The organism is Afipia sp. Root123D2, assembly GCF_001425835.1.
Lineage (GTDB): Bacteria > Pseudomonadota > Alphaproteobacteria > Rhizobiales > Xanthobacteraceae > Afipia.
The window spans coordinates 628932-653966 of the sequence record NZ_LMDP01000002.1; the positions used below are offsets into that span (position 1 = coordinate 628932).

The window sequence follows — 25035 nt, forward strand, 5'->3', positions numbered from 1 at the left end:
ACCAATCGATCCCGCGCGTCAATTTCACGACGGGATCGATTTTCTCTTTGTACCGCACTGCCTGAGACCGAAGACAGGATCACCGGACGTGGATCGTTCCGGATCCTGCGCTAAGTGGACCTGCCACAAACACTTCGGCTCGCACCAATGCGCAACGCCTTGCGATTCTTCGCCTTCGAAAGAACCGTCAATTTCTGCGAACGAACTTATGACCGCTCCGCCAACCACCAAGCGCTGCGTGGTGGGCGGCAATCGCGGCTCCACACACACGAAGATCATGCCGGCGCCAGTGATGCGTCGGCACTTCTCTTCAGCGCCGCGAAACGAGCAAGATCGCTGTCACGCGTTTTCGGGCCGGCGTACAGTGCTCAGACTCAACGCCGGCGGCGGCTCGAAGGCCTGGATCGCGGGTAGATTGCCGGTGAAGCGTTCGACCTGAACGGTGGTAAGCTGCCCGCAACAGCCCTGCGCGAGACTCGAAGTGCCGATGTCGCGTGTCAGGACATTGGGATTGCCGTGAACGCACAACGGCTTGTCTTCGTCGGGATCTTCCGGATCGTACCAAGCTCCGGTCGGAAGCTGCACCACACCGGGCCGCACGCCATCGGTCAGCCGTGCCGCCGCGAGGCAAGCGCCACGATCGTTGAACAACTTGACGATGTCGCCATCGGCGATGCCGCGAGCTGACGCGTCCTGCGGATTGATGCACATGACCTCGCGGCTGCGGTGCTTCATTTCGGCGCTATGGCCTCCGAAATCGAATTGGCTGTGCAGGCGTGATGCAGGCTGGTTGGCGACGAGCTGGAGGGGGTGACGCTCGCTGACGACATCAACCGGCGAAATCCAGGCCGGATGACCGGGACAGTCGGCATAGCCGTAGCTTGCGATACGCTCGGAAAAAATCTCGATCTTGCCGCTGGGCGTCGTCAACGGATTGCCTTGCGGATCGTTACGAAAGGCTCGCAGCAAGCCGCCTTCGTGCGGCCGCTGGGGCAGCAGCAGCTCACCGCGCTCCCAAAACGCTTCGAAGTCCGGCGCCTCCAGGCCAAGTGATACGAGCGTGTTTTGGGTTCTCTTGTATAGATGACGCAACCACTCGTCGGAGGTACGGCCTTCGGTGAAGGCCTCGCGGCGGCCAAGCCGGTCGGCGAGCTCGGTGAAGATGTCGTAATCGTCGCGCGCCTCTCCATAGGGTTCGGCCATCTTCTGCATCGCGATGAGCAGCGGATCGTACGGGTTTCCGCCGATGTCGTTGCGTTCCAGCGTCATGGTGGCGGGCAGTACAATGTCGGCGTGGCGCGCCGTCGCCGTCCAGCCGATTTCGTGCACGATGAAAGTTTCGACCTGCGCAACCGCCTTGCGCAGGCGATTGATATCCTGGTGGTGGTGGAAGGGATTGCCGCCTGCCCAATACACGAGCCGGATATCGGGATAGCTCATCTTCCGGCCGTTATAGTCGAACGGTGCACCGGGATTGAGCAGCATGTCCGCGATCCGGGCGACGGGAATAAAGACCTCTTTGATCGGATTCGCGCCCTGCGGCAGGGACGCAATCGGAGCAGCGTTGGCGCGACGGCCGAAATTGGCCATCGCTCCGAGTGCGTAGTTGAAGCCGCCGCCGGGTAGTCCGAATTGCCCCAGCATCGCGGCGAGCACAGCGGCCATCCACACGGGTTGCTCGCCATGCTCGGCGCGCTGCAGTGAATGCGAGACGACGATGAGAACGCGCTTGCCCGGCAGCCGGCTTGCCTGTCGCGCGATCTCGTCAGCGGTGATGCCGCTAATTTTCGAGGCCCACGCGGCGTCCTTGGGAACGCCATCGCTTCGGCCCATCAGGTAGTCCTCGAACTGAGGCCACCCGACGCAATGACTCGCGAGAAAGGCACGGTCATGCCAGCCGTTCACCACCAGAGTGTGAGCAATACCGAGCATAAGCGCCGTATCGGTTCCCGGGTGCGCTGTCAGCCACTCGGCGTTGATTTCCGGGGGCAGATCATCGCGGATAGGGCTGATCAGCACAAAACGGCCGCCGCGCGCGTGGCAGGCACGCATGTGGTCGCGCTCCGAATGGCGACCGACACCACCGGGAGCGACGAAGGAGTTCTTCAGTGCCATTCCGCCGAAAGCGAGAACGATATCCGTATGTGCGACGATATCTTCCCACAACACATTCTCGCGGGAGACTTCCTCGTACCCCCCGATGACGTACGGCAGTATGACCGAAGCCGCACCGGATGAGTAGGTGTTGACCGAACGTACGTAGCCATCCATCGCAAAGTTGAGAAAACGATGGACCTGGCTTTGCGCGTGGTGGAAACGGCCCGCGCTGCTCCAACCGTACGAGCCGCCGTAAATCGCCTGCGGGCCATGCGCATCCCCGACACGCTTAAGTTCGGCCGCAATGAAATCGAGCGCATGATCCCATTCGACCTCTACGAACTCGTCGCGCCCACGCCGCTCATCTCGCCCAGGCCCATTCTCCAACCAGCCACGCCGGATCATGGGACGGGCGACACGCGCCTTGTGGCGCAGGGCACCGGCGAAATTCTGGATGACTCGGTTGGGGTGGGGATCGCTGGGGTGCGGAGTTATGACGAGTTCGTCGTCGATCCATTGCCCGGAGAACGCACCGTAGTGTGAGAGATGCGATCGGGAAGATTGGCTGGCAGGCTTGGTCATGGTGACCGACCTCGTATCTTATTCTTATATATGGAACGTGTGTTCGACTATACATGAAAGCTGTTGGCTTGGCGACACTATATTCGCTTGGCGAACGCTCGCCACATCGAACAGCAATCCGGCGTTGCCGGATTTCTTAAAACGAATTTACGGCGAGATCGTTGCAGTCACAGCATCAGGGTGTGGCCGAGCCGATCATCGCGACTGGAAGGTGATCGAGATCGAGAGCTATCACTGGTTTCGGGTCTTGACCGAGGTTCATGAACAGGCGAGACGAAGGCCTCGCGTAAGATCGCACCGAGCGGCTTCGCGTCTCGACGCGGATTCGATAATTCAAGGGGAGTAATGTGATGACTGACGTTGAACGCAAACTTCAGGAGCGCGGGTTGAGCGTACCGGTGGCTGCGAAAAGTCTTGCGGACTACGTGCCGGTGAATCGTGCCGGCAATCTCATCTTCGTCTCCGGGCAGTTGCCGGTGCGGGATGGCAAGCTGGCGTTCGAGGGCATTGTCGGAAAGGATCTCGATGTAGAAACCGCGAAGCAGGCCGCGGTTCTGTGTGCGCTCAATATTCTCGGCCAGCTCAAGGCTGCCGTACCGTCGCTCGATCGCGTGCGCTGTGTCCGCCTCGGCGGATTCGTGCAAAGCCAGGCCGGGTTTAAGGATCACGCAGCGGTGGTCAACGGAGCGTCCGAACTGATCGTCTTCGCGTTCGGAGAGAAGGGGCGGCACGCTCGCGCGGCAGTCGGATGCAGTGCATTGCCGCTCGGCGCCGCCGTCGAGGTTGAGGCGATTTTCGAGGTCGAAAGCGATTGATCGATAACCCGGTCGCCGCGTTAGCGGCGCGCTACCGGATATCTCCGCCAACAAATGTCTCGCGCTCCTCACCTGTTTGACGCAGATGAAGGATCGCGAGGCGCACTCCGCGATAACGAGGCTGGCGGAGAGATATATTCATTTCGATCAGGCCGAAGTGGTAGCCTTCAATCAGGAGTGCTCAGGCCGTGGACGAGTTCACATTTTTTTCACATTCTGAACATTAGGAACGCGCGGACGATCATTCTCTTTTAGGTTTGCTGCGTAGCATAAATACCGGCTCTGCCGTTCAAAACGAAAAGCTAAGCCATTGTTCTCTTGGTGCTTTCGGTCAGAATAGGCGCTATCTCATTTCGAGAGCCGGATGCCGAACGATCGCCTGTCAGATCCATTTGGAGAAACGTCTGTCAATGCCACTCGGCGGTCAGACAAAGTGTCTGCATCACGCGTAGGCGTTGTGCTGTTCTGGCTTGTCGTCGTCGCTTTGGTCGTAGGACGCGCATTCTATCAGAGTTAGCGTGACGTTCTTAGGCGTTACCTTACTTTTGCAAAAGCCGTTCAAAGGCGATGGCCGCCGGCATCGTAATCTGGCCGACGGCCTTTAGCTTCCACAATGTGCGTTCGATGTGCAGGTCTTTCATCGGAACGGTTTTCAGGCGGCCGAGAGCCAGTTGATCCTGCGTGGCAGAGCGCGACACGATTGAGACGCCGAGTGTAGCGGCAACCGTGTTCTTGATCGCTTCGGTACTCCCGATCTCGAGCGTCCGCGAAGGTTCGATCCCATGCGCGGCCAACGCCTGTGCGACCACTTCCCGCGACCCTGAACCTGGTTCGCGAATGACAAGAATTTCGTTGTTAATGAGCTTCGGATCGATCGGGCTTTCTGCCGATGCGAACGGATGATGAGGGCTGACGATCAATTCCATCACGTCGGTTTGCCAGGGTTCGGATGCGAGGTTGTCGTCATCAACCGGTCCCTCCACCAATGCGATCTCGATCTCGTGCCGGAGCATGAGGTCGGCAATATCGCGGGTGTTGGCGCTGACAAGATGTAGGTCGATTCCAGGGTGCGCCGCATGAAATGCGCCAAGAACATCGGGGATCAGATAGGTCGCGATGGTCGTGCTGGCACCAATCCGTAGAAGGCCGCTGTCCAGACCGCGTAGCGCGCGCAACTCTTCCTCCGCCGACCGTTCCGCTGCGAAGAGTGCTTCGGCGTGCCGCATCAGCGCCTGACCCTCGCGCGTCGGCTTCACACCGCGTGGCGAGCGGTCAAGCAGCCGGCATCCAAGCTGGAGTTCAAAATCACGCACGCCTTTGGAGATCGATGGCTGACTGAGCAGCAGAATCTCCGCGGCTTTCGAGAAGCTGCCCGACTGCGCCACGGTGGTGAACAAGCGCAGGAGATGGAGATTGAGCGGCATAACTTCTTTCTATTGGCCTAGAGCAAAAAGATATTATCTTTGTTGCATCGTTTGGAGCATAAATTTTCTCCTGGCCAAAGAAGAAAATTGCATTCCGTGACGACGTCGACCGCAGAAGAACGAAAAACACTTTGGGATGACGTCGCAGGCCGCACGTGGGGCGTCGCCCTATGTCTTGCGATCACTTTGGTATCGATCGCAGCACAGAAGCTTGAGGTCTGGCTTCTGGGCGTTCCCTATGTCGAAGCGCTGGTCATTGCCATTCTGCTGGGAATGGCAATCCGCGCGTTCTGGACTCCAGGCCACCGGTGGATGTCCGGAATTTCCTTCAGTGCCAAACAGCTTCTCGAAGTTGCGGTGATGCTGATGGGCGCCTCGCTGAGTCTGGCCGCGATCGCGGCATCCGGGCCCTTGTTGCTCGCCATTGTGGTCGCGATCGTCATCGTGTCGCTGGTCTTCAGTTACGGCATTAGCCGCGCGCTGGGTTTGCCGCAGAAAATTTCAATCCTGATTGCTTGTGGAAACTCGATTTGCGGGAACTCCGCCATCGCAGCTGCAGCTCCAGTGATCAGTGCGAGCAGTGACGATGTTGGCGCGTCAATTTCGTTCACAGCCATTCTCGGTGTGATCACGGTGCTTGGCTTGCCGCTGCTGGTTCCGCTGTTCGACCTGTCATTCAGACAATATGGCATTCTGGCAGGATTAACCGTCTATGCCGTGCCGCAGGTTCTCGCGACCACCGTGCCTGTGAGTTTCGTGAGTGCGCAGGTCGGCACACTGGTGAAGCTTATCCGCGTTTTGATGCTAGGTCCCGTTCTCATCGGCTTGACGCTGATGATGCGGGGCAAAGAAGGCAGATCGCCGGCAGTCGCCTCTGCGCGCAGTCCGCTAACATGGGTGCCGTGGTTCATTCCGGCCTTTCTTGCCTTTGCGGCATTGCGTTCGCTCGGTCTGGTTCCCGATTTCGCGATCGGGCCGATAGCCAAGGTTGCCAGCTTTTTGACGGTTGTTTCGATGGCAGCTCTCGGCCTTGGTGTCGATCTCTCGCTGGTCGGACGGGCCGGGGTGCGGATCACCGCTGCAGTCTTGCTGTCGCTCGTTCTCCTGATCGTGGTCAGCCTTGGCGTAACCCGCTTCTTCTAGCGCAAATCCTACGATTAATGAGCGGCACGCAAGCGGCCGTCACCCTGCGGCAAGGAGCGTGCTCCCCTGGCGTGCATCGCAATGGCAAGTCTGGCGGCGATATCCGAAAAGTCGAACGCAAGAGTCTTACATGAAGGTTATCGGCTTAGTGGGATGGAGCGGCGCAGGCAAGACGACGCTGATAGCCAAGCTGTTGCCTGCGCTGATCGCGCAGGGTCTGCGGGTTTCGACCATAAAGCACGCTCACCATGGGTTCGATCTCGATAAACCTGGAAAAGATTCCTGGGTTCATCGTCAGTTCGGTGCGAGCGAAGTGTTGATTGCGTCAGAACGGCGCTGGGCGCTGATGCATGAACTACGCGGCGAATCTGAGCCCAGTTTGCCGGAACTGCTCGATAAGCTTTCGCATGCGGATCTGGTGCTGATCGAAGGCTTCAAATCGGAAGCCTATCCCAAGATCGAGATATACCGCGCGGCGAACGGCAAGCTAGGCTTGTTTCAAAATGACCCGAGCATCGTCGGAATCGTCACAGACACAATCGTATCGACCGCTCTCCCGGTTGAGAATCTTGATGACATCGCGGCTATTACAACGATGGTTCTCAAATCAGCGATCCAGCGAGAGGATCTTCTCGCCTTTGCCGAGGCTAACAGCCTGCGGACATCACTCGCACTGCATCGCAACCTGCCCTGAATCGCAATCCCGAAACTACGTGAGCGCAATCGCACTCGCCGCAACCATCAATCTGGAGGCTCAAAGAGGCCGAAGCCTAAACGTCTGACAAGAAGCGATATGTTCTTTATATTAGAACATCTATCTTGAATATTGACATATCCCGGCTCTGTGAAATGATCATGTTTGTTGTGCTTGGAAGAACTGCTCAAACAAGCAGCAACGCTATCGGCGCTGCGGGTCGTCAGACAGAGGATGGTTCTAATGTTGGTCGCTCGACGAAGCCTAAGCATTGTTGGTCTTTTCGCCTTGGGATTGATCTGCATGGTCCTGGCGAGTGCGCCTGCGAGTTCGCAGGACGCTTCTGCTCTTTCGACGATCAAAAATCGTAAAGAGCTAAGGATTGGATGGGCGACGATCTATCCGTATATTTATAGAGATCCCAAGACAAACCAGCTTGTTGGCTTCGCGGTCGACTTCATGGGTGCGATGGCCGAAGCGTTGGGGGTAAAACCGGTTTGGGTCGAAGACAGTTGGGCGACCATGGTCGCAGGCCTCCAATCCAGGAGGTTTGACATCACATTGCCCGCAATGGGCGTGACCCTTCCCCGCGCTGAAGTCGTCACGTTCACGGACCCGGTGTGTCGATTGCCGGTCGGCCTGGTCGTACAGAAGAAGGACGAGGCCAAGTACAAAACGTTAGAGGACCTTGACCACCCCGATAAGAAAGTAGCCGTTTCTCTTGGCTCAGCCAGCGATCTTTTCGCAACGCATAAGTTTACAAAAGCTAGGCTCGTGCGAGTTAAGCAAGGGACGGACAGCCTGGCGCAGCTGCTGGCCGGCAAGGTTGACGCCTGGGCCAACCCCGCGGATGCGTCGGGGACGTTGGAACGGGAACATCCCGAGTTGATCACGATGTCCGTCGATACCGTCGGTTCCGCGCCAATGGCCATGGCCGTACGTCAAGGCGAATTCGTCTTCAGGGATTGGGTCAACCTGTTCATCGACATCGAACGCCGCACGGGGTCCCTCAAGAAGCTCGTCGTCAAGCACGGCGTCTTCGAGTGGAACAGATTCGAGTGAGATAGGAACCGGCCTCATCTCACCGAACGACAGGCCGTGTCCTGCCTTCCGGACCTTCCTTCGGACAGGCTTCTCCCGACATTCGGAAAACGTCAGTCGTGATGAAAGCCGTTCTTGCACCACGTCGTTCGAGCGGCGCATTGGTCGCCGAGGTGGTGCCATAGATTGCTGTTCGGGCGTCCTCAGTTTTAAGGCCAATCCGTTCGATCTCCTGGTGATACTCACGCCTCTCATACGGCGGAATGGCCGGGGCTCCGAGACCCGAGGCTCACACGAGACTCATGCCATATGTTCCAATATATGGAATTCTTATACCATATATTGACACCTCTCCCGCTATGCGACAACACTGGGTTCGTTGCATCGATAGGCGTTAAATTGGGCGACGGTGTTCCAGCTCAGGTGAGGAAGCAAATGAGCAAAGCTTTGGCGACGTTTGTTCGAGAAGTAACTCTGGCCTTGAACCAATCGCTCGAGGAAGAGTTCATCGTTCCCATCGTGAAGAAGGAAATGAAGGCGCTGGTAACGGACAGCAGTTGGCTTCCAGATCCATTCTCGCTGTGCGCTTCCGAAGGCTATAGGCAGTACTTGCTGTACTGTGATCCGCTGGAGCGCTTCAGCGTTGTCAGTTTTGTTTGGGGCCCGGAGCAGCGTACGCCTGTTCACGACCATACCGTCTGGGGCGTGATCGGTCAGATGATCGGTGAGGAAGCGTCCCAGTCATTCCTCAAGGATGAGACAGGAAAGTTGGTGCCTGTCGGGCCGCCAGACCTCCTCCGACGCGGCGAGATTGCCGTCGTCTCTCCCAAAGAAATCGACGTGCACTATGTCAGCAATCCAAGCTCCAGCGCGAAGGCTATCAGCATTCACGCCTACGGGGGGAATATCGGCAAAATCAAGCGGCACACATACAATATCGATGACGGGACAAGAAAAGAGTTCATTTCGTCGTACTCAAATACTGTCCTTCCCAACATCTGGCTCTAGCTTTTGGCGCCAACGCCGATCCGGCGCGCAGGCCCTCTCTAAACTGGTGGAAGTATGAAAGACGTGACTCAGCCGCTGGCCGGCGTGAAGGTTGTCGAAATCTGCAACGTTGCTGCTGGCCCGTTCTGCGGAATGCTCCTCGCTGATCTTGGCGCTGAAGTCATTAAGATCGAGAACCCCGTCGGGGGAGACACGATGCGCGCCTGGCCGCCGCACACTGGACCGGATGCCGACAAGTTCAGCGAGAACTTCGCGTCACTGAATCGGAACAAGCAATCGATCTCACTCGATCTGAAATCACCCGAGGGCAAGGATGCGGCGCTGGCACTTGCCTCCCAGGCCGACGTTCTCATCGAGAATAATCGGCCGGGAGTCCTGAATCGGCTTGGCCTTGGATTTCAGGATGTTCGCGCCATCAATCCTCGCATCATCTATTGCTCGATCTCAGCCTATGGTCAGCGGGGGCCGAGAGCGGCGGAGGGGGGATTTGACGTTAGCGTCCAGGCAATCAGCGGAATCATGAGTGTTACCGGCGAAGAGGGAGGCGCTCCCGTTAAAGCCGGAATTCCGATTTCGGATTTCTCCGCGGGTCTTTACGCCAGCTATGCAATCAGCGCTCAACTGCGCCGCGTTACCGAAACCGGCGTTGGCGTTCACATCGACGTCCCGATGGTCGGAACGTCTCTGGCTTTCGCTGCGCTTCAGACCAGCGAGTATTTTGGATCAGGCAAGGATCCGGTCAAACTAGGCTCTGCTCACCCGCGCAATGCCCCGTACCAGGCCTTCAAGGCACGGGACGGGTACTTTGTCATGGCTGCAGGAACCAACTCTCTCTGGCAAAAAGTCTGTCAGCTTCTCAACCGAAATGATCTTCTGGAGGACCAGCGGTTCGCGTCGACGGTTCTGCGCGCAAAACATCAGATTGCACTCAAGGCCACTCTCGAGGAGAGCTTCGCTCAACATGACGCGCGTGATTTAATCGATTTGTTTGCTGATGCTGGTGTGCCGTGTGTTCCGATCAATACCTATTCCGCCGCAGTGAAGGACAAGCAGGTCGAGTTCATGGGCTGGGTCGAGCCCTTGACGCTTCCGAACGGCGTTGAGACGAAGACGATCGGCTTTCCGCTCCGGTTCGACGGGGCCGCGCCGCCGATTCGCCTCGGCCCACCAAAACTTGGATAGCCCCGGCGCCACTCGACCGGTCACGCAACCCGTTCACTGTCCCCTTCCCGCTTTGCGTTGATCGAGGCCGGTTGCGCTTTGTCGCGATCCGCAACGATGCCGGTGGTGGTGAGGCAGTCGCCGTTGACAGCTTTCTTCTGCAATCGCCGCGGAAATGGTGCTCCAAGCCTGAGGCACCGGCGCAATTTTAACGAAGAGAGATAATCTCAAACAGACTTGGCGGAGCGCGCGTTCTTGATGAGATAGTATCCGCGACAGAAATGGTCGGGGCCATCGCCTGACTCCCCTGCCCGAGAAGGAAGTTTCAATTCGCCGTTTGCTGGATAGCAGGCGACATCACGGTGCCATCGGCGGCTACAGACACCCGATGGCACGCGACCCAGCTCTGCTCCGTCACTTGACGAAGAGGAGGCTCCGTTTCACGGCAAACGTCGATCGCATAGCTGCAGCGAGAAGAAAAGCGGCAACCAGCCGGTGGATTCAAAGCGCTCGGGATCTCACCTTCCAGTACCGGATGGCTCGAGACGCCTGATCGTATCGCCTCCATTGATGGGGTGGCGTCACGCAACGCCTGAACATAAGGGTGTGCCGGCACCTTCCAGAACTCCCGGCTGCTCGATCTGGCGGCGATCTGACCAAGGTACATCACCGTCGTCGCGTGCGCGATGTGTCTGACCACCGCGAGATCATGGGATATGAACAGATAGGAAACTCCAAGATCCCTTTGCAGCTCGACCAGAAGGTTCAATACCTGCGCCTGGACTGAGACGTCCAGTGCAGAAACCGGCTCGTCGCAGACGATGAGCTTGGGACTGAGCGCAAGAGCTCGTGCGATAGCGATTCGCTGTCGTTGGCCGCCAGAGAACTGATGAGGATATTGCGCAGCCGCAGCAGCCGTAAGGCCGACCCGGTCGAGAAGATCGAGAACGCGCTTGCGCCGCATCGCCTCCGTCCCGACGTTCTGAACCATCATCGGCTCTTCGATAATGCGGCCGACGGGAAGCCTTGGATTCAGCGAGCCGTAGGGGTTCTGAAAAACCATCTGAATGGCTGGCCGATACTTCCTGAGCTCCCGCTGGCTAAGACCCACGAGCTCCTCGCCCTCAAGCTTGATCGAGCCGCTCGTGACGCGCGCAAGTCCCATGATAGCGCGCGCCAATGTGGATTTTCCGCAGCCGGATTCACCGACAAGGGCGAGTGTCTGCCCGTGTTCAATGTCGAGGCTCACCCTATCGACGGCACGCAACGTCCCATCGGCGGTGGGATACTCGACAACAAGATCGCGGCAGGAAAGCAGTGTCTTGGTCATTGCACGATCGATCGGTTGCAGGGAAAGAAGCAGGCAACGAGACGATTGCCGTCGGGAGACAGGTTTGGGCGCTCCTGCCGGCAACGATCCTGCGCATTCTTGCATCGCGGGGCAAAAGCACACCCATCCGGCAAAGTTCCTGGGCGAGGCACGTTCCCAGGAATTTCCGTCAACCGCTCGATCTCTTCGCTGTCCTCTGCTTTGTCGGGAATCGCTCCAAGCAGCCCCTCGGTGTAGGGATGCGCGGGGGAGAGAAATATGTCCCTTACCGGGCCGTGCTCGATGATCCGTCCGGCATACATCACTGCCACGTGCTCGGCGGCCTCCGCGGCAGCGGCCAGGTTGTGCGTGATCAAAATAATCGCAGTGCCTGTTTCGGTCTGGGCCTTGCGGAGCAGAGCCATCACCTGCGCTTGAACGGTGGTATCGAGCGCCGTGGTGGGTTCGTCGGCGATAAGGATCTTTGGAGCGCCGGCCATGGCCATCGCGATCATGACGCGCTGACACATGCCGCCGGAAAGACGATGGGGATAGTAGTTTATGCGCCGTTCAGCATCCGGAAACCGAACACTTCGTAATAGCTCGGTGGCACGAGCCCTCGCTTCGCGCTTCGAAATATCCTGGTGAGTCCGGATCACTTCGATGATCTGGTCCCCGATCGTCTGGATGGGATTGAGCGAGGCGATCGGATCCTGGAATATCATCGATATGATATTACCGCGCAGCTCCTGCATTCTCCGCTCGGACGCGGTTACGAGATCCTCGCCGTTAAAGCGTATCTCTCCTCCGCTGATTCTGACACCCGGTTCGGGAAGTATGCGCATCAATGACATCGCGGTCATCGACTTGCCGCAACCGGACTCTCCCACGATCGCCAGGGTAGACCCCTCCGCGACCGAGAAGCTCACCTGCTCGACGAGCGGAATCGGGTGCGCCTCGGAGCCGGCATGAATCGAAAGATCGCGAATCTCGAGAATTGGTCTCATGATTACAGTCGCGGGTTGAGAGTGTCGTTGAGAGCCTCACCGACAAAACTGATGGAAAGGACCGTCAATTGAATGGCCACACCGGGGATGAGAGTGAGGTACCATGCCGTGCGCAGGGATTGGCGGCCGAAGCCAATCATCGCGCCCCAGCTCATAACGTTGGGATCGCCGAGCCCGAGAAACGACAGACCAGCTTCGATCAGAATGGCGGTAGCAACCATGATCGATGCAGTCACAATCACTGGCGCCATGCAGTTCGGCAAGATCTGCGTGAAGATGATCCTGGGCGTGCTCATCCCGATGACAACGCACGACTCCACGAAGGCGCGCTGTCGCAGTGAGAGGAACTGGCCGCGAACCAGGCGCGCGACAGCCGGCCACGACACAACGGCAATGGCCGCACTGATCGTGAATACCGAGGGTCGAAACACCGCAACCAGCACGATCACGAAGAGGAAATTCGGTATCGTCTGAAATACTTCGGTGATCCGCATCAACACGTCGTCGACGATGCCGCGGAAGTACCCGGCCAGAGCACCAATGGTCACCCCGATCGTTACTGCTGCTGCGGTCGCCGATACGCCGATGATCAGCGACACGCGAGCGCCGTTTACCAGCCCGCTGAGGACGTCGCGTCCAAGGACGTCCGAGCCAAAGGGGGCTTCGGGACCAAACGATGGCCACTGGAGCGGCCGCGCGACCATATCCCAAGGGTCGACCGGGTACAGAATCGGCCCGAAGATGGCCATCAGGATAACGAACAACAGAATGATCAGACCGATAACGCCGGTTCGGCTTCGGTAATATCGTTCGATAAAGGAAGCACGCGCGATCACGCTTCTACCTCAATGCGAGGATCGAGCCAGCTATAGAGCAGGTCAATCGCTAGGTTGACGACTATGACCATCACGGACGACAGAAACAGAATGCCCATGAGTAGATTGATGTCACGCTGAAACAAGGCGTCGAACGCTAGCGTGCCCAGTCCGGGCCACCCGAATACGACTTCAACGACGACCGAACCGCCGAACACCGACCCGAGCTGCACGCCGAAAAGGCTGATCAGCGGTAAAATCGAATTTGGGACGACGTGCCGATAGGCGACACTGAGAGAACTCAGCCCCTTGGCCTTGGCGGTCCGCACGAAGTCCATGCTGTAGATATCGAGCATCGAGGCTCTCATCAGGCGGGTATATGTCGCCATATAAAAGAGGGCCAAAGTGATCGAAGGCAGAACGAGATGCCGGGCGACGTCGATGACTATGCTGAATAGATCTTTCGGGCCGCCGACCGTTTGCATTCCGCCGCTTGGCAATATTCCGAGCTTGACCGAAAAGAGGACGATCAGCATCAGGCCTGCCCAGAAGAGCGGCGTCGAGTAGGCAAGCATCGCGGCCGTTGAGATCAGCGAGTCGCGTATCGACCGAGGTGCGCGCGCAGCCGCAACACCAAACGCTATTCCGCCGAGAAACGCGATTGTGAGACTTGTAAACATGAGGAGCAGAGTTGCAGGCAGCCTCATGAATATCAGGTCGCGGACGGGCAGATTGAAGCGGAACGAATAGCCCAGATTAAATTGCACAAGATTCGCGAGATACTGGAGAAGCTGTGCGTATAGCGGCTGGTCAAGCCCATACTGCTCTCGCAGTGACTGCAGGTATTGCGGATCTCCGACCCCGCTTTCGCCGGCCAAAACATCGACCAGGTCTCCCGGAGCGAGCTTCAAGATGAGAAAGTTGATACAGGCTATCAAGATCAGAACGACGACAGCCTGACCTGCGCGACGAACGAGGTATCGCTTCATCATCTCTCTTTCTTTCGCCCCGAGAGGCTGTCGCTCGACCAGTAACCATCCATGGAGATTATTCGCTACGTCAGCGAAATATTGGCATAGGTGCCGAACACGCCTTCGATGTCGTCTGTTAGACCCTTTACACGCTTGTTATAGACCGTCACGTGATCGACATTGATGATCGGGATGATGGAAAGGTCAGTCATCGCGAGGACCTGCATCTTGTTGAATATCTCCCGACGCTTGGCGACATCGACTTCGTTCTGGCCGGCCTCCAGCAGCGCATCCATCTCCGGGCTCGCATAGCCCGACCCGTTCGAGTACGGAACACCCTTGGTGATATTCTTGGACCAGTACATGCGCTGCACACCGATCGTCGGATCCGACATGGTGAACAGCCCATAAGACCCTGTCTGATGAACATTCTCGGTCCAGATCCGGCGCTGGAAGGTGGCACCATCACTACTCTGGATGTCGACGTCGACGCCGATCACACGCATGGCCTGCTTGAAGTACTCAGCAAAGCGCCGGTACTGCTCCGAATAGGGCGACGGATCGTGTGTGATGCGGAACCGGAAGCCGCCAGCCTTGCGCGGGTAGCCGGCCGCATCGAGCAGCGCTTCGGCCTTTTTGGGATCGAACGGATATTTCGGTACATTCGGATAGTAGAACTTCGCGAGTTTCTGCGAGATCGGCCCGGTGGCCGCGGAGCCATAGCCAAACCAGATGTTCTTCGCGACGAAGTCACGGTTGATCGCATGCGCGACCGCTTGGCGCACCCTCAGATCCTTGAACTGCGGATCGCGCATGTTGAACTCGAAATAGTACATGGCGCCGCACATGGCGTAGCCGTCAATCGTGACCGCCAGATGCGGGATACTCTTGATGCGATCCATATCGGCGAGTGTGATCGGAGTCGTGCCACCAATGTCCAACTCGCCGGTTTCGAACGCGACCGCCCGGGCGCCGGCATCAGGGACGAAGCGAACGATCAGCGATTCAACTTCCGGCTTGCCCTTGACCCAATAATCGGGATTGCGGGCCAGCGTCATGTAGCTGCCCCGCCGCCATTCAACGAATTTGTACGGGCCGGTGCCGATCGGCGCATTGCCGAGTTTGTTGGTTGGCGGATCGCTTCCCTCGTAGAGATGCTTCGGCAACATCGGCGACTCCGATGCCGAAAGCGCTGCCATCGCATAGGGCGAGGCCTTGCTGAATTTGATGATCGCCGTCAGCGGGTCGGGCGTCTCGACCACCGTGACGTTGGCGAACGTCGCCCGTCCGCGCGGGTGGTGCTTCTTGAGAACCTCCTCGAAGCTATACTTCACGTCAGCCGACGTGAACGGCGCGCCGTCGTGCCACTTCACGTCCGGGCGAAGCTTGAATGAGATGGACAGACCATCGTCGGCGACCTTCCACTCGGTCGCCAGCGCGGGCATCGGTTCTAAATTCTTGTCATAGGCGAGCAAGCCGTCCAGCATCTTGGTGGAGATCTGCTGGACCATGATCGCGGTATTGAAGGCTGCGTTGAGGATCGGCGGTTCCGGCACGATCGTCACGCGAAGCGTCTTCTTCGCGTCTTCCGCGAGCGCACTGCCGATGACATCCATCACTGGCATAACCCCGCTGGCATGAAGACCCGTCACGGTTGCAACTGCACCCAGCAACTTCAACCGGTCACGGTAGGAAATCTCCATTTGAGTTGTCCTCTCCAGCATCGAAAGCCATCATAACCATCGCAGGCTTGAACGTCATGTCAATATATAAAATGAATGGACCGGTATATGGAACAGCACGACCACTCGCCTGCGTTTGACGCAACCCGGCCCGGATCGCATGTGAACTTGATACGTGGGGGCCGCGAAGCGCGCGAAACCATCTGACAACAACAGAATGCCGGTGTCGCATCCGCCGACAAATTACGGATCGCAATGCAACGACGAGATGCGGAAGCTCAGCGCCGAGCTCAATCGGCTCACGATCACGCTGACCCAAGATGGCGGCCATGTTTCTCGGATTGCCGACGAAAAACCAAAGTCCCCGCTATCTAGCTGAATGCGACCGCATCACCACCCTGCCGGCCGCAGCGGATTGCCCGAGCACTGAGCGACGGAGCACTTAGAAACGAACGTTGCCGAGATCGGGGGATATAGTGTGACGAACCGTCGTGCACCGGACGTAGATCTGATCGAAAGCCTTACTTCGCACGGTCAGCAGGCGAACGCTGGCCTGCTCCCCAGTTCACCGTCTATAAGCAGACTCTCAAACTATCTGACGGCGGATAAGCCGTATCCAGCGCACCCGCGCTCGATGCGGGCGGCTATCAGCGGCGCCTCATCGGGCGCGACGGGCGGGGAAAAAATGAAGCCTTGCATCAAGTCGCAATCGAGCTGGCCGAGCAGGTCCACCTCGGCCGGCAATTCGGCCCCCTCCGCTACCACCGTCATGCCGAGCCCGCGCGACAGGGCAATGATGCCGCCCAACAGTTTGCGTTTCTCCGGAGCGCTGGCAATGCCGTCCACGAAAACCCGGTCCACCTTCAGCAGGTCAAAGGGCAGACGCGTAAGATAGCCGAGCGAGGAATAGCCCGAGCCGAAATCGTCCAGTGCCAGCCGAACGCCGAGACCGGAGAGCGCCGTCAGCGTGCGGCCAATTCGTTGTTCGGCATGGTCCACGAACAGGCTTTCGGTCAGTTCCAGACAAAGCAGCTCTGGCGGAAAGCCCGTGTCCGCCAGCACGGCCGAGACAACCTTCTCGCAATCCTGGTTCCACAGTTGGGCTGGCGAGACGTTCACCGACACTGTGCGCGAAGGTAGTCCGGCATCCAGCCAAATGCGCCCCTGACGGCAGGCCTCGCCCAGGACCCACCGGCCGAGATCGACAATCAGACCCGAACTTTCGGCGATGGGAATGAACTCCGCCGGCGAGATCGGCCCGCGCTCGGGGTGAGCCCAGCGCAACAGTGCCTCGAAGCCGGCAACGCGACCGGTCTTCAAGTCCACCTGCGGTTGGTAGTGGGTGTGTAGCGCACCGGTTTCCACCGCATAGCGCAGGTGCCGGCGGAGATCGAGCTTCTGCTCAACTATCTCGGCATGGACCGGCTCGAACAGCTTGGCTCGGCCGCGGCCAGCCTCCTTGGCCATATAAAGCGCCTGGTCTGCATGGCGCATGGCGATCTCGACCGTCGCTCCGTGCTCAGGCAGAAGCGCGATACCAATGGTGGCGCCGATGAAAGCTTCGCCCTCGGCAAGATCAACGCGACCTGACAGGCTGGCAATAATCCGCTCCGCAAGCCGAGTCATCTCTGTTTCAGTCACGGCGGGCCCTTCGTTCAGCACCGCGAATTCGTCACCGCCGAGCCGGGCGATAAACACTTCCGCGCCCAGCTCCCGCCTGAGCAGCGCCGCGACCCGAATGAGAACCTCGTCGCCGGCGGCATGACCAAGGGAATCGTTGACCTCCTTGAACCGGTCGAGATCAATCAGCAGCAGGGCACCGCTTTGCCCGTGACCGGCGCAGCTCTCGATCAGCGCAGCGAGCTGGCGCTTGAAAAGCGCACGGTTGGCAAGACCGGTCAGGGGATCGCCATAGGCGAGCAGTTCGAGCTGGCGCTCGGCCTCCTTGCGATCAGTAACGTCCTGCAACGTGCCCACAATGCCGATGACCTTGTCATGGGCAATGTCCGCCTTGCATATCACCGCCAGATCGTGGGTCGTACCATCCGGATGCCGGATGCGCAGGTCGATAGCCTCGGTCTTGCGAGAGCGGAGGACGCGTTTCTGTAATTCCCGGAAGCGCTCCGCATCGTCGCCCAGGAAATAAGGCTTAATGTTCTCATAGCTGGGCTGGAACGTCACGGGATCGAGGCCGAGAAGGTGATAAAGCTCGGGCGCCCACACGGTGCCATCAATGTCCAGCCGGTAGCTCCAGGTGCCGGTTTTACCGCGCCGGTGCGCCTCCTGCAGTGCCCGCGTACGCTCGTCGAGCTTGGTCTCCGCCGCCTTCAGTTCAGTGATGTCGCTAGACGTGCCGCGATAGCCGAGAAAAGTGCCGTCATCGGCGAAGATGGGCTTGCCGCTGGTGCGGATACTGATACGCGACCCGTCTTGGCCGATCAGCGTATAGGTGAAGTCGCGGAAGGGCCGGTGAGCCTCCATGTCGGCCCGGTGCCGCGCCATGGCCTCCTTATCCTCGGGCGCATAGTCAAGTTCCCAGCGCGCACGCCCGCCGGCGGCGACAGTCTGGAGGGCAGCATTGCCGGCGAGCGATCGGGGATAGCGCAGCAGCCGATGTACGGCATCGCTCTCCCAGCACCAGTCCGAGGCAGTACTGACGAAATCTGCCAGCCGCTGCTCGCTTTCCGCCAGACGCCGCAGCGCGGAGGTCTCCTCCGTGACGTCACGGACAATACCGGTCACACGCTGCACCCGGCCGTGTGTGTCGAATTCCGGCTGACCGTGAACCACGCAGTCGACTAAGCTACCGTCGGTCTTGCGAAGCTTCGTTTGCACCGAATAGGACTGTCCCCAGGCCCAGCAAGCCGCGTAATGCGCCTCTAAAATTTCCCGGCTTTCGGGCAGGTAGCGCTCGCGCACCGCAGCGATGGGGATCAAGCCGGCGGCCGTCTCGAGTTCGTAGAATGCGGCGAGCTCAGGCGAAATCCAGAAATCGGTGGCGTCGGCACTGTCCGACTCCCAATAACCCATCCGGGCCATCCTGATGGCGCGCCGCAGCAGCCGTTCCTCATGCCAGCGGCGGCGCGCTACTCGCGTGGGGGCCTGCCTTTGCGACAATCTGTGAGTTGCCATCGGTCCCCAGCCAAAAGGCTAACGTTCGATACAACCAATTAGCATATAGCGCGACAATCTGGGAGAGAGAGCAATGACAATCCGGGATACTTCCGCATATCTGGTATAGTTTTCGTGAATTTTGCAACCGACACCAAATATGTAGATGAACCCAATCTGTGACGCTGTGAGGACCTTGAGACAAGTTGAGGGTCTTCACGCAGAGGATTTCCCAGTTGGCTCCATTTTGCTCGAAAACTTGCCAGCTAACCAGCGGTTAGGCCGCTTTGCGCCGGCAACGGACGTCACGGATTTTTGGATTTATTTTTGCGAGTCAGATGTCGGACTTGGCTACTCAGCCCGCTTCAGCGCCGTTGAGACAGCTGCAGTCCTCGAGCGCTTCGCGGGGCGTGAATGATCGCGAGTGGCCACGCGCTTCATCTTCCTCACGTCGACCTTCTTCACCTCTGCCTTCTTTATGTGCACCTTCTTCACGTCCGATGCCGCCTGTTCGGTGCCGCGGTTGTGCTTCGCATATTCCTGGCCGTCGATCGGTGCGACATGCGGCGGGTCTTTACCCAGATATGGACGTCCGATTCCGAACTCCTTGCCGTGCGCATCAATCCATTTCCAGAGCTTTGCCGAGGAAGCCCATCGCTGATCGCGCGTCCCGCCTTCGACACTCACCACATCGGCCGCCAACCCATGTCCATAGCCACCGCGCAAGCTGCCGCCATGATAGGACCTGTTGCTCGCCGCCTTGAGGCCGCTTGCGATCGATTGGCGGTAGTCGTCACGGAATCCGCTGGTGATGCCGGGCGAAAGGCCCGCCGCCTCCGCCGCATGAAGCATATAAAACAATTTCAGCTTGAAGCTCCGATCCATGCCTCCGATCACATAGTCCATCATCGACAGGCGGACTCGTTCCGCCGCCTTCGGATCCTTCCACCCAAAGTCTTGATCGACAAGCTTGGTAAAGGTTCTGGCGACAGTCACCATCTTGCCTTTCCGCTTGACGGAGACGTGCCTCCGTACAGGCACCTTGATTGTGTCCTCCTTGGGCGTCCGTTGATAAAGCGCCCACAGATATCGATCGACGCAGATGCCCATGACCAGGCATTCGTCGACAACGTCGATGGAATTGACGGCCCTGTTTGCGTCACCAATTTCCATATCTGACGGATCCGCGCTTGCGACTTGCACAGGTGCTGGTTCGGCTGACAGCACATGAGCCTCGGCCGCTTCAACAACCGCCTTCGGCATATGCAGAGCCATCATCGCATCACCGACATCTCCCGTAAGCGACGGGTCGGTCGTCGCCAATTTCAAACGGGTTTGCAGATGGGTTTGACTCAAATCGTCATCGGACATTGAGCTCGGCGGAAGCGCAGTGGCGAACTCCTGTGTGGTGGAGAAAGAAGCAGCGCTGAGGTCTGTGCGCGGTGACTCGCCGGTTGTCTGGTGTCCTTCCGACCCCACCGCGAGCAGGCCGACAATCCCCGTCGCAAAAACGACGGATCGCAACACGGGAGTTGGCACTGTTGAGAGTCGCTGCAGGTTCATCATTCCAGCCTCATCGGAACCGGATTGCACAGCCAAGCATGCGGACACCACTGATTGTTCGGGCAACGTCATGGCTACGCAATGGCGTAACCCGGCAGGCCGTGCCTTTTCCACCGGAGTGTTGCCTGTGCGCAACGGCGGATGGCAAGCCTGTTAACGCTCGCTGTCCGTTTTGTGCCAATTTCAGCTGCAAGCATGCTTGTTCCTCACGAGTCGGATATGTGAGGTTTGGTCACGGCAGCAGGCACACGCTGCAACGGGGAATGGAATGGTGGATCGATTGACGTCAGCAAAATCCACTGTGGCGATGCGCCATTGGGGATTTTCAGCTGTTGTAATGTTCGCGGCGATGGTTGCGCTGATGGCACCGACCGCCGACGCCGCGGCGAAACAGGCGCGCCGCGCGCAACCCGCCGAGACGGCGGCGCCTCGCGAGGCAGGCGAGCCGATCATGGCAATCGTGTCGATCAAGAGCCAGCAGGTCACGTTCTATGACGCCGAGGGCTGGATCCTGCGCGCGCCGGTGTCGACCGGCGTCAACGGGCGCGAGACGCCAGCCGGCGTCTTCGCCATCGTCGAGAAAGACAAGGATCATCACTCGACCATGTATGACGACGCCTGGATGCCGAACATGCTGCGCATCACCTGGAATGGTCTCGCATTGCATGGCGGGCCGTTGCCCGGGTATGCGGCCTCACACGGCTGCGTGCGAATGCCTTACGGCTTTGCGGAGAAGCTGTTCGACAAGACGCGGATCGGAATGCGCGTGATCATCTCGCCGGACGATGCAGCCCCGGTCGACTTTTCTCACCCGGCGCTATCGCTCTTTGTGCCGAATACGGAGGTCGTCGCAGCTGCGCCAGCAAAAGCCGAGATGCTCTCACGCGAAGCCGCCGACGCTGCAACAAGCGCCGCCGAGGCCAAGAAGACTGCCGTAACAGCGGCCCGCGAGTCGGCCCCGCTCGCAGCGTCTCTGCGCAAGCTGGAGCGGCTCAAGGCCCGCGCCGACGCCAAACTCGTATCCGCTGACAAGGCTGTGGCCGCCGCCAGAACCGACCAAGCCAGGGCGAAGGCAGAGGATCGTAGGCAAAAGGCCGCTGCCAAGGCAGCGGAGCTGGGGATCCAGTTCGATACCGCCAAGACGAACGCGTCATCAAAGCTCGATGCAGCCAGCGCCGCCAAAGAAGCGGCCAAGACGGCCCAGACAAAAAAGGCCGACGCCGCCAAGGCGGCGCTTGACGCGAAGCTCGCGCTCGAGCCGGTCTCGATCTATATCAGCCGCGCGACGCGGACGCTGTATGTCCGGCGGAACACGCATAAGCCGGCGCCGGACGGGGGCGGCGAGGTATTCGATGCGACCATCGAGGTCCCGGTCACGATCCGCGACCCCGGCAAGCCACTCGGCACGCATGTGTTCACGGCGGTGGCGCGGAACGACGCCGGCCTGCGCTGGACCGCCGTCACAGTCGAGAATAGGGAGGACGCCAAAAGCGCGCTCGACCGCATCACCATCCCGAAGGAAGTCCTTGATCGCATCGCGCCGACTGCATTGCCGCGATCCTCAATCGTCGTCTCCGACGAGCCGCTGAGCGAGGAGACCAACTATCGCACCGAGTTTGTTGCGGTGCTGAGCGACCAGCCCCAGGGCGGCTTCATCACGCGCAAGCCGAGCGAGGTTCTAATGGTTGACGACAACGACTGGGGCAACGGCAACTGGCGGGACGATGACGGCTTCGGATTCTTTCTCCAGCGTAATCCAGGCCCCCAACCGAGAAATACACGCCGGGGCGGCGGCCAACTATTTCCTCCCGAGCAACCAGGCTGGTAATAGGCCCCGGCACGCCGAGCGCAAATCCGGCTGGCCCTTTGCGTCATAAGTGGTCACGAGATCGACCAACTCCTGAACGAAGCCCCCCCGTGCCGCAACTTGTAAATTTCCCCGACGTGCACAGTCACCCCCTTATCGAGGCTGTAAATCTTCTCAGCGAACCTTGCCCGGTTCTCTGATTTCAGCCTGCATGCGCTTGCTCGTGATCAGCATCAATTCTGGCCGGCGGCCGGAGAAGCGCTGATCATGGCTGCCGAAGGTCGCGGTCCATCGCTCCACACGCGTTCCGGAATACTGCAAGTCCTACAAGGTAATGCGCCGGGAGAGATCACCCAGGCCGATCACCCGAAGAGCCATTGAAATAAAAAGCCGCGCCAATCGGCCGGATCGAACATGTGCATTTTCGCACTAGTTGCCGGTGCCACCGGACAGAAAACGAAACACTCCACAGCCGGGGTTTTCGTCCGGTGTTTCGTGCGGGCCTCGGCAGCCATGGCAAATGGCGCGCACAGCATTGCTGCCGCCAAAACCAGACGGGTCATGGGTACCTCGGGATTGCTGGGAAAAAATCTTATGGAGGGATCTTGAAGCCGCTATCCGGTCGACCTAAATCGCTCCCGCCCCCTTAAACGAAAGGAGATATGGAGGCTGACCATGAATGCGATCGTTCGAGACTTTCCTTCCCGGATCGACCCAGACATCCATGCTCGTTCACTCTTGGCCTCGACCTTCGGCCACCCTGACGAAGTCATCGCCAACGAAATCCTTACCGTTGCAGAGAAGCGGTGTGTCTTAGCCGCCTGGGCTTCAGATGCATTTGCCGTCGAGGCCAAGCCTTGGTTGCGACAACTGCCCGGCAACGACCGCCCGGTGGCGTTATCCGAAATTATGAGGGCGCTTCGGCTACTCGATGAGGAGCCGCCACCCGACCGTGGCGGAGCCGGTCAGCGACCAATCCATTTTGAAGAATTGCCCACCGCTGTGGGCTTCTGATCGCGCGTCCGGGGCCGTCATCCGAGTAACGCACCCTAAACGCTGACTGTGTATCCTGACGAAATGATCAGTAACGAAGAGCGGGACGCTGAGGGCAATCGACTTCTCGAAAAATACACATGCCAACACTGTGGCGTGCCGGAAGTCCGATTCCCGTTGCGTGCTTCGCCTCGCCCCTTGGTCTGCCGGAAATGCCGGAAGGAAACAGGCCGTACAGCTGCCGAGCTTTTTGAGGACCTGGTGCGATTCGGACAAAAGCTGATCCCTAGTTGAAGCGATAATCCTTTTGGTGATGCAACTCGATGGGCACTGAGGCGATTAGCTCGAGCCGTCTGGGACGCAGCGGGCGGCTAAGGCCCGGCCGGCAGGGATGCCAACCCGCTCTGTGACCGGCCGGGCTGACCACTATTCGCCGATTGCGCTAAGCCTCGAAATTTAAAAGCGTCCGTCGCGTCCCGGAACCTTTCGTTTCAGCTACAGAGTTAGGTCTCAGGCTACTGCGCGTGCGTTGATCTTCTTTTCCGCAAGCGCAGTCAATTTTTGATCTGTGGCCTTTTCTTCGTCCAGAGTCTCTTGAAGAATACTGGCACAATCGTTACGGCCGAGCTGTTTGGCCCAGGCGACTAACGAACCATATCGCGTTATTTCATAATGCTCAGCGGCCTGAGCAGCGTTAATGAGGGCAGCATCCAGAACGGCCTTATCCTCAACCTCACCCGCGGTCTCATTTGCTTCATTGATGATTCCATCTATAGCCGGGCAATCAACAGCCTTAACAGTTGCACCGTGAAGCTTGAACACCTGCTCAAGGCGCGAGACATGAGTTTTTGTCTGGTCGAGATGGTCGAGAAATCCTTGTTTGAGTTCGGGATTGGTCGCCCTGTCGGCCATTGTTGGCAACGCCTTCACGAGTTGCTTCTCAGCGTAATAGATGTCCTGCAGCTGATGCACGAACAGGTCGTCCATTGTCTTGATGTCCTTAGTAAACAAACCCATGACACGTCTCCGAGTTTAAGGGGAAGATGACGATTGAACTGCGAATGACGCTTGACGTTCCACCAACCAAATAAATCTCGGACGTGATTCCGTCAGGCGAAGAAGACGCCCGCGCGCTGATCCATATTGGAACGCTATGTCACGGCCATTGGTTACAGCGGCGGGTAAGAGACGCCATCGTGATGCAAATAAATTAGGAGCCGGAATACAACGGCTTCAAGAAAAAGGCCCCTTTCGGGGCCCTTTTTTAGTACTTGAACTCTGGCATGGACTTCAGCTGATCCTTCGTTGCATTCAGGACAGCGCGGTCCGGATACCATTCCCGGGTGCTGGTGGATGTTGTTCCAGTCGTAGTCTTTCCGGCCTCATTCGAGAACTTCAACTTGTCCATCGGCACGATAACTAGGTGTTCTCCCATGCCGAGAAATCCTCCGACGCTGACAACTGCACCTTCGACGCGACCAGCAGAATCGACGATCAGCTCACTGATATCTCCAATCTTGTCGTTATTCTCATTGTAGACGTTGACACCAATAACCTTCGAGGCGCGCCATTTGCCAGCGGCCTTGATTGGGGCCGCCGCAGCGGACGGCGTGTTTGCAGGAACTTGGGCCATAGCCATTGGAGCGGCAAGAGAGGCAGCCACGGTCATTACAGTGAAAAGGCGCATGAGGATCTCCGGTTGGAATGAAACCTGACAACCAGATGATTGGTCTATTGTTCCGCGCCTTGAATATTCTCGCGAACGTCAATGATGTACACTTTACCATTCAATGCTGATGAGATTCTGGATAG

20 protein-coding genes and 1 pseudogene are annotated in these 25035 nt (G+C 58.5%); 8 read left to right on the plus strand and 13 right to left on the minus strand.

Features of this window, described 5'->3' with window-relative positions; translation table 11 throughout:
- Positions 1 to 339: 339 nt before the first annotated feature.
- Entirely contained in the window at positions 340 to 2679 is a 2340-nt protein-coding gene (locus ASC80_RS12150) for a molybdopterin guanine dinucleotide-containing S/N-oxide reductase (protein WP_056297239.1), read from the minus strand.
- Between the two features lie 350 nt (positions 2680 to 3029).
- Between ASC80_RS12150 and ASC80_RS12155 the strand changes: the two genes are divergently transcribed.
- A complete protein-coding gene (locus tag ASC80_RS12155; protein ID WP_056297243.1) occupies positions 3030 to 3494 on the plus strand; it encodes a RidA family protein in 465 nt (154 codons plus the stop codon).
- Positions 3495 to 4033: 539 nt separating this feature from the next.
- On the opposite strand, the gene ASC80_RS12160 is transcribed toward ASC80_RS12155, so the two are convergent.
- Positions 4034 to 4918 carry a LysR substrate-binding domain-containing protein gene (locus ASC80_RS12160; protein ID WP_056297246.1) on the minus strand — a complete coding sequence of 295 codons (885 nt, stop codon included), beginning with the start codon at positions 4916 to 4918 and terminating at the stop codon, positions 4034 to 4036.
- Positions 4919 to 5014: 96 nt separating this feature from the next.
- Between ASC80_RS12160 and ASC80_RS12165 the strand changes: the two genes are divergently transcribed.
- The 3 genes from ASC80_RS12165 to ASC80_RS12175 all read left to right on the plus strand — a co-directional run bounded on the left by ASC80_RS12165 (position 5015) and on the right by ASC80_RS12175 (position 7817).
- The gene (locus ASC80_RS12165; RefSeq protein WP_156464370.1) at positions 5015 to 6061 is read left to right on the plus strand and encodes a YeiH family protein; all 1047 of its coding nucleotides are present in this window, start codon (positions 5015 to 5017) and stop codon (positions 6059 to 6061) included.
- Positions 6062 to 6191: 130 nt separating this feature from the next.
- Positions 6192 to 6755: a molybdopterin-guanine dinucleotide biosynthesis protein B gene (gene mobB / locus ASC80_RS12170; protein ID WP_056297250.1), complete on the plus strand. Its 564-nt coding sequence runs from the start codon at positions 6192 to 6194 to the stop codon at positions 6753 to 6755.
- Positions 6756 to 6929: 174 nt separating this feature from the next.
- Positions 6930 to 7817, plus strand: a complete 888-nt coding sequence (locus ASC80_RS12175; RefSeq protein WP_156464371.1) for a substrate-binding periplasmic protein — start codon at positions 6930 to 6932, stop codon at positions 7815 to 7817.
- Between the two features lie 82 nt (positions 7818 to 7899).
- Here the strand turns inward: ASC80_RS12175 and ASC80_RS24770 are convergent.
- Positions 7900 to 8025: pseudogene (locus ASC80_RS24770) on the minus strand (hydantoinase/oxoprolinase N-terminal domain-containing protein); the annotation flags it as partial.
- Between the two features lie 206 nt (positions 8026 to 8231).
- Here ASC80_RS24770 and ASC80_RS12180 point away from each other — a divergent pair.
- Both ASC80_RS12180 and ASC80_RS12185 read left to right on the plus strand, forming a co-directional pair.
- Positions 8232 to 8804: a cysteine dioxygenase family protein gene (locus ASC80_RS12180; protein WP_056298851.1), complete on the plus strand. Its 573-nt coding sequence runs from the start codon at positions 8232 to 8234 to the stop codon at positions 8802 to 8804.
- Between the two features lie 54 nt (positions 8805 to 8858).
- Complete coding sequence (locus tag ASC80_RS12185; RefSeq protein WP_056297256.1) at positions 8859 to 9986, plus strand: CaiB/BaiF CoA transferase family protein; 1128 nt, start codon at positions 8859 to 8861, stop codon at positions 9984 to 9986.
- 304 nt (positions 9987 to 10290) lie between these two features.
- Here ASC80_RS12185 and ASC80_RS12190 read toward each other — a convergent pair whose 3' ends face one another.
- The 7 genes from ASC80_RS12190 to ASC80_RS12220 form a co-directional block, all read right to left on the minus strand.
- Positions 10291 to 11295 carry an ABC transporter ATP-binding protein gene (locus ASC80_RS12190; RefSeq protein WP_056297259.1) on the minus strand — a complete coding sequence of 335 codons (1005 nt, stop codon included), beginning with the start codon at positions 11293 to 11295 and terminating at the stop codon, positions 10291 to 10293.
- On the minus strand, positions 11292 to 12281 hold the full coding sequence (locus ASC80_RS12195) for an ABC transporter ATP-binding protein (protein WP_056297260.1): 990 nt from the start codon (positions 12279 to 12281) through the stop codon (positions 11292 to 11294). Before ASC80_RS12195 ends, ASC80_RS12190 begins: the two co-directional genes overlap by 4 nt.
- A 2-nt stretch (positions 12282 to 12283) precedes the next feature.
- Positions 12284 to 13117 carry an ABC transporter permease gene (locus ASC80_RS12200; protein WP_244487258.1) on the minus strand — a complete coding sequence of 278 codons (834 nt, stop codon included), beginning with the start codon at positions 13115 to 13117 and terminating at the stop codon, positions 12284 to 12286.
- Positions 13114 to 14085, minus strand: coding sequence for an ABC transporter permease (locus ASC80_RS12205; RefSeq protein WP_056297263.1), 972 nt, complete (start codon positions 14083 to 14085; stop codon positions 13114 to 13116). Before ASC80_RS12205 ends, ASC80_RS12200 begins: the two co-directional genes overlap by 4 nt.
- A 65-nt stretch (positions 14086 to 14150) precedes the next feature.
- Positions 14151 to 15770, minus strand: coding sequence for an ABC transporter substrate-binding protein (locus tag ASC80_RS12210; protein WP_162244598.1), 1620 nt, complete (start codon positions 15768 to 15770; stop codon positions 14151 to 14153).
- Between the two features lie 570 nt (positions 15771 to 16340).
- Entirely contained in the window at positions 16341 to 18779 is a 2439-nt protein-coding gene (locus tag ASC80_RS12215; RefSeq protein ID WP_244487259.1) for an EAL domain-containing protein, read from the minus strand.
- Positions 18780 to 19211: 432 nt separating this feature from the next.
- Positions 19212 to 20426 (minus strand): M15 family metallopeptidase domain-containing protein, encoded by a 1215-nt coding sequence (locus ASC80_RS12220; RefSeq protein WP_056297270.1) that lies wholly within the window; start codon positions 20424 to 20426, stop codon positions 19212 to 19214.
- A gap of 265 nt (positions 20427 to 20691) precedes the next feature.
- Between ASC80_RS12220 and ASC80_RS12225 the strand changes: the two genes are divergently transcribed.
- Positions 20692 to 22251 (plus strand): L,D-transpeptidase, encoded by a 1560-nt coding sequence (locus ASC80_RS12225; RefSeq protein ID WP_056297273.1) that lies wholly within the window; start codon positions 20692 to 20694, stop codon positions 22249 to 22251.
- 341 nt (positions 22252 to 22592) lie between these two features.
- Here ASC80_RS12225 and ASC80_RS12230 read toward each other — a convergent pair whose 3' ends face one another.
- A complete protein-coding gene (locus ASC80_RS12230) occupies positions 22593 to 22793 on the minus strand; it encodes a hypothetical protein (protein WP_056297275.1) in 201 nt (66 codons plus the stop codon).
- Positions 22794 to 22905: 112 nt separating this feature from the next.
- Here ASC80_RS12230 and ASC80_RS23110 point away from each other — a divergent pair, with 112 nt between their 5' ends.
- Entirely contained in the window at positions 22906 to 23244 is a 339-nt protein-coding gene (locus ASC80_RS23110) for a hypothetical protein (RefSeq protein ID WP_082512544.1), read from the plus strand.
- A 489-nt stretch (positions 23245 to 23733) separates the two neighbouring features.
- Here ASC80_RS23110 and ASC80_RS12240 read toward each other — a convergent pair whose 3' ends face one another.
- Together ASC80_RS12240 and ASC80_RS12245 are read right to left on the minus strand one after the other, a co-directional pair.
- Positions 23734 to 24240 carry a YciE/YciF ferroxidase family protein gene (locus tag ASC80_RS12240; RefSeq protein ID WP_056297284.1) on the minus strand — a complete coding sequence of 169 codons (507 nt, stop codon included), beginning with the start codon at positions 24238 to 24240 and terminating at the stop codon, positions 23734 to 23736.
- Positions 24241 to 24487: 247 nt separating this feature from the next.
- A complete protein-coding gene (locus tag ASC80_RS12245) occupies positions 24488 to 24910 on the minus strand; it encodes a PRC-barrel domain-containing protein (protein ID WP_056297287.1) in 423 nt (140 codons plus the stop codon).
- Positions 24911 to 25035: the final 125 nt, after the last annotated feature.

What these genes read in the sequence shown, in the direction of transcription:
- ASC80_RS12150 (WP_056297239.1), bottom strand. Translation starts at nt 2,679, where the DNA reads ATGACCAAGCCTGCCAGCCAATCTTCCCGATCGCATCTCTCACACTAC.
- ASC80_RS12155 (WP_056297243.1), top strand. Translation starts at nt 3,030, where the DNA reads ATGACTGACGTTGAACGCAAACTTCAGGAGCGCGGGTTGAGCGTACCG.
- ASC80_RS12160 (WP_056297246.1), bottom strand. Translation starts at nt 4,918, where the DNA reads ATGCCGCTCAATCTCCATCTCCTGCGCTTGTTCACCACCGTGGCGCAG.
- mobB (WP_056297250.1), top strand. Translation starts at nt 6,192, where the DNA reads ATGAAGGTTATCGGCTTAGTGGGATGGAGCGGCGCAGGCAAGACGACG.
- ASC80_RS12180 (WP_056298851.1), top strand. Translation starts at nt 8,232, where the DNA reads ATGAGCAAAGCTTTGGCGACGTTTGTTCGAGAAGTAACTCTGGCCTTG.
- ASC80_RS12185 (WP_056297256.1), top strand. Translation starts at nt 8,859, where the DNA reads ATGAAAGACGTGACTCAGCCGCTGGCCGGCGTGAAGGTTGTCGAAATC.
- ASC80_RS12190 (WP_056297259.1), bottom strand. Translation starts at nt 11,295, where the DNA reads ATGACCAAGACACTGCTTTCCTGCCGCGATCTTGTTGTCGAGTATCCC.
- ASC80_RS12195 (WP_056297260.1), bottom strand. Translation starts at nt 12,281, where the DNA reads ATGAGACCAATTCTCGAGATTCGCGATCTTTCGATTCATGCCGGCTCC.
- ASC80_RS12205 (WP_056297263.1), bottom strand. Translation starts at nt 14,085, where the DNA reads ATGAAGCGATACCTCGTTCGTCGCGCAGGTCAGGCTGTCGTCGTTCTG.
- ASC80_RS12210 (WP_162244598.1), bottom strand. Translation starts at nt 15,770, where the DNA reads ATGGAGATTTCCTACCGTGACCGGTTGAAGTTGCTGGGTGCAGTTGCA.
- ASC80_RS12215 (WP_244487259.1), bottom strand. Translation starts at nt 18,779, where the DNA reads ATGGGTTATTGGGAGTCGGACAGTGCCGACGCCACCGATTTCTGGATT.
- ASC80_RS12220 (WP_056297270.1), bottom strand. Translation starts at nt 20,426, where the DNA reads ATGATGAACCTGCAGCGACTCTCAACAGTGCCAACTCCCGTGTTGCGA.
- ASC80_RS12225 (WP_056297273.1), top strand. Translation starts at nt 20,692, where the DNA reads ATGGTGGATCGATTGACGTCAGCAAAATCCACTGTGGCGATGCGCCAT.
- ASC80_RS12230 (WP_056297275.1), bottom strand. Translation starts at nt 22,793, where the DNA reads ATGACCCGTCTGGTTTTGGCGGCAGCAATGCTGTGCGCGCCATTTGCC.
- ASC80_RS23110 (WP_082512544.1), top strand. Translation starts at nt 22,906, where the DNA reads ATGAATGCGATCGTTCGAGACTTTCCTTCCCGGATCGACCCAGACATC.
- ASC80_RS12240 (WP_056297284.1), bottom strand. Translation starts at nt 24,240, where the DNA reads ATGGGTTTGTTTACTAAGGACATCAAGACAATGGACGACCTGTTCGTG.
- ASC80_RS12245 (WP_056297287.1), bottom strand. Translation starts at nt 24,910, where the DNA reads ATGCGCCTTTTCACTGTAATGACCGTGGCTGCCTCTCTTGCCGCTCCA.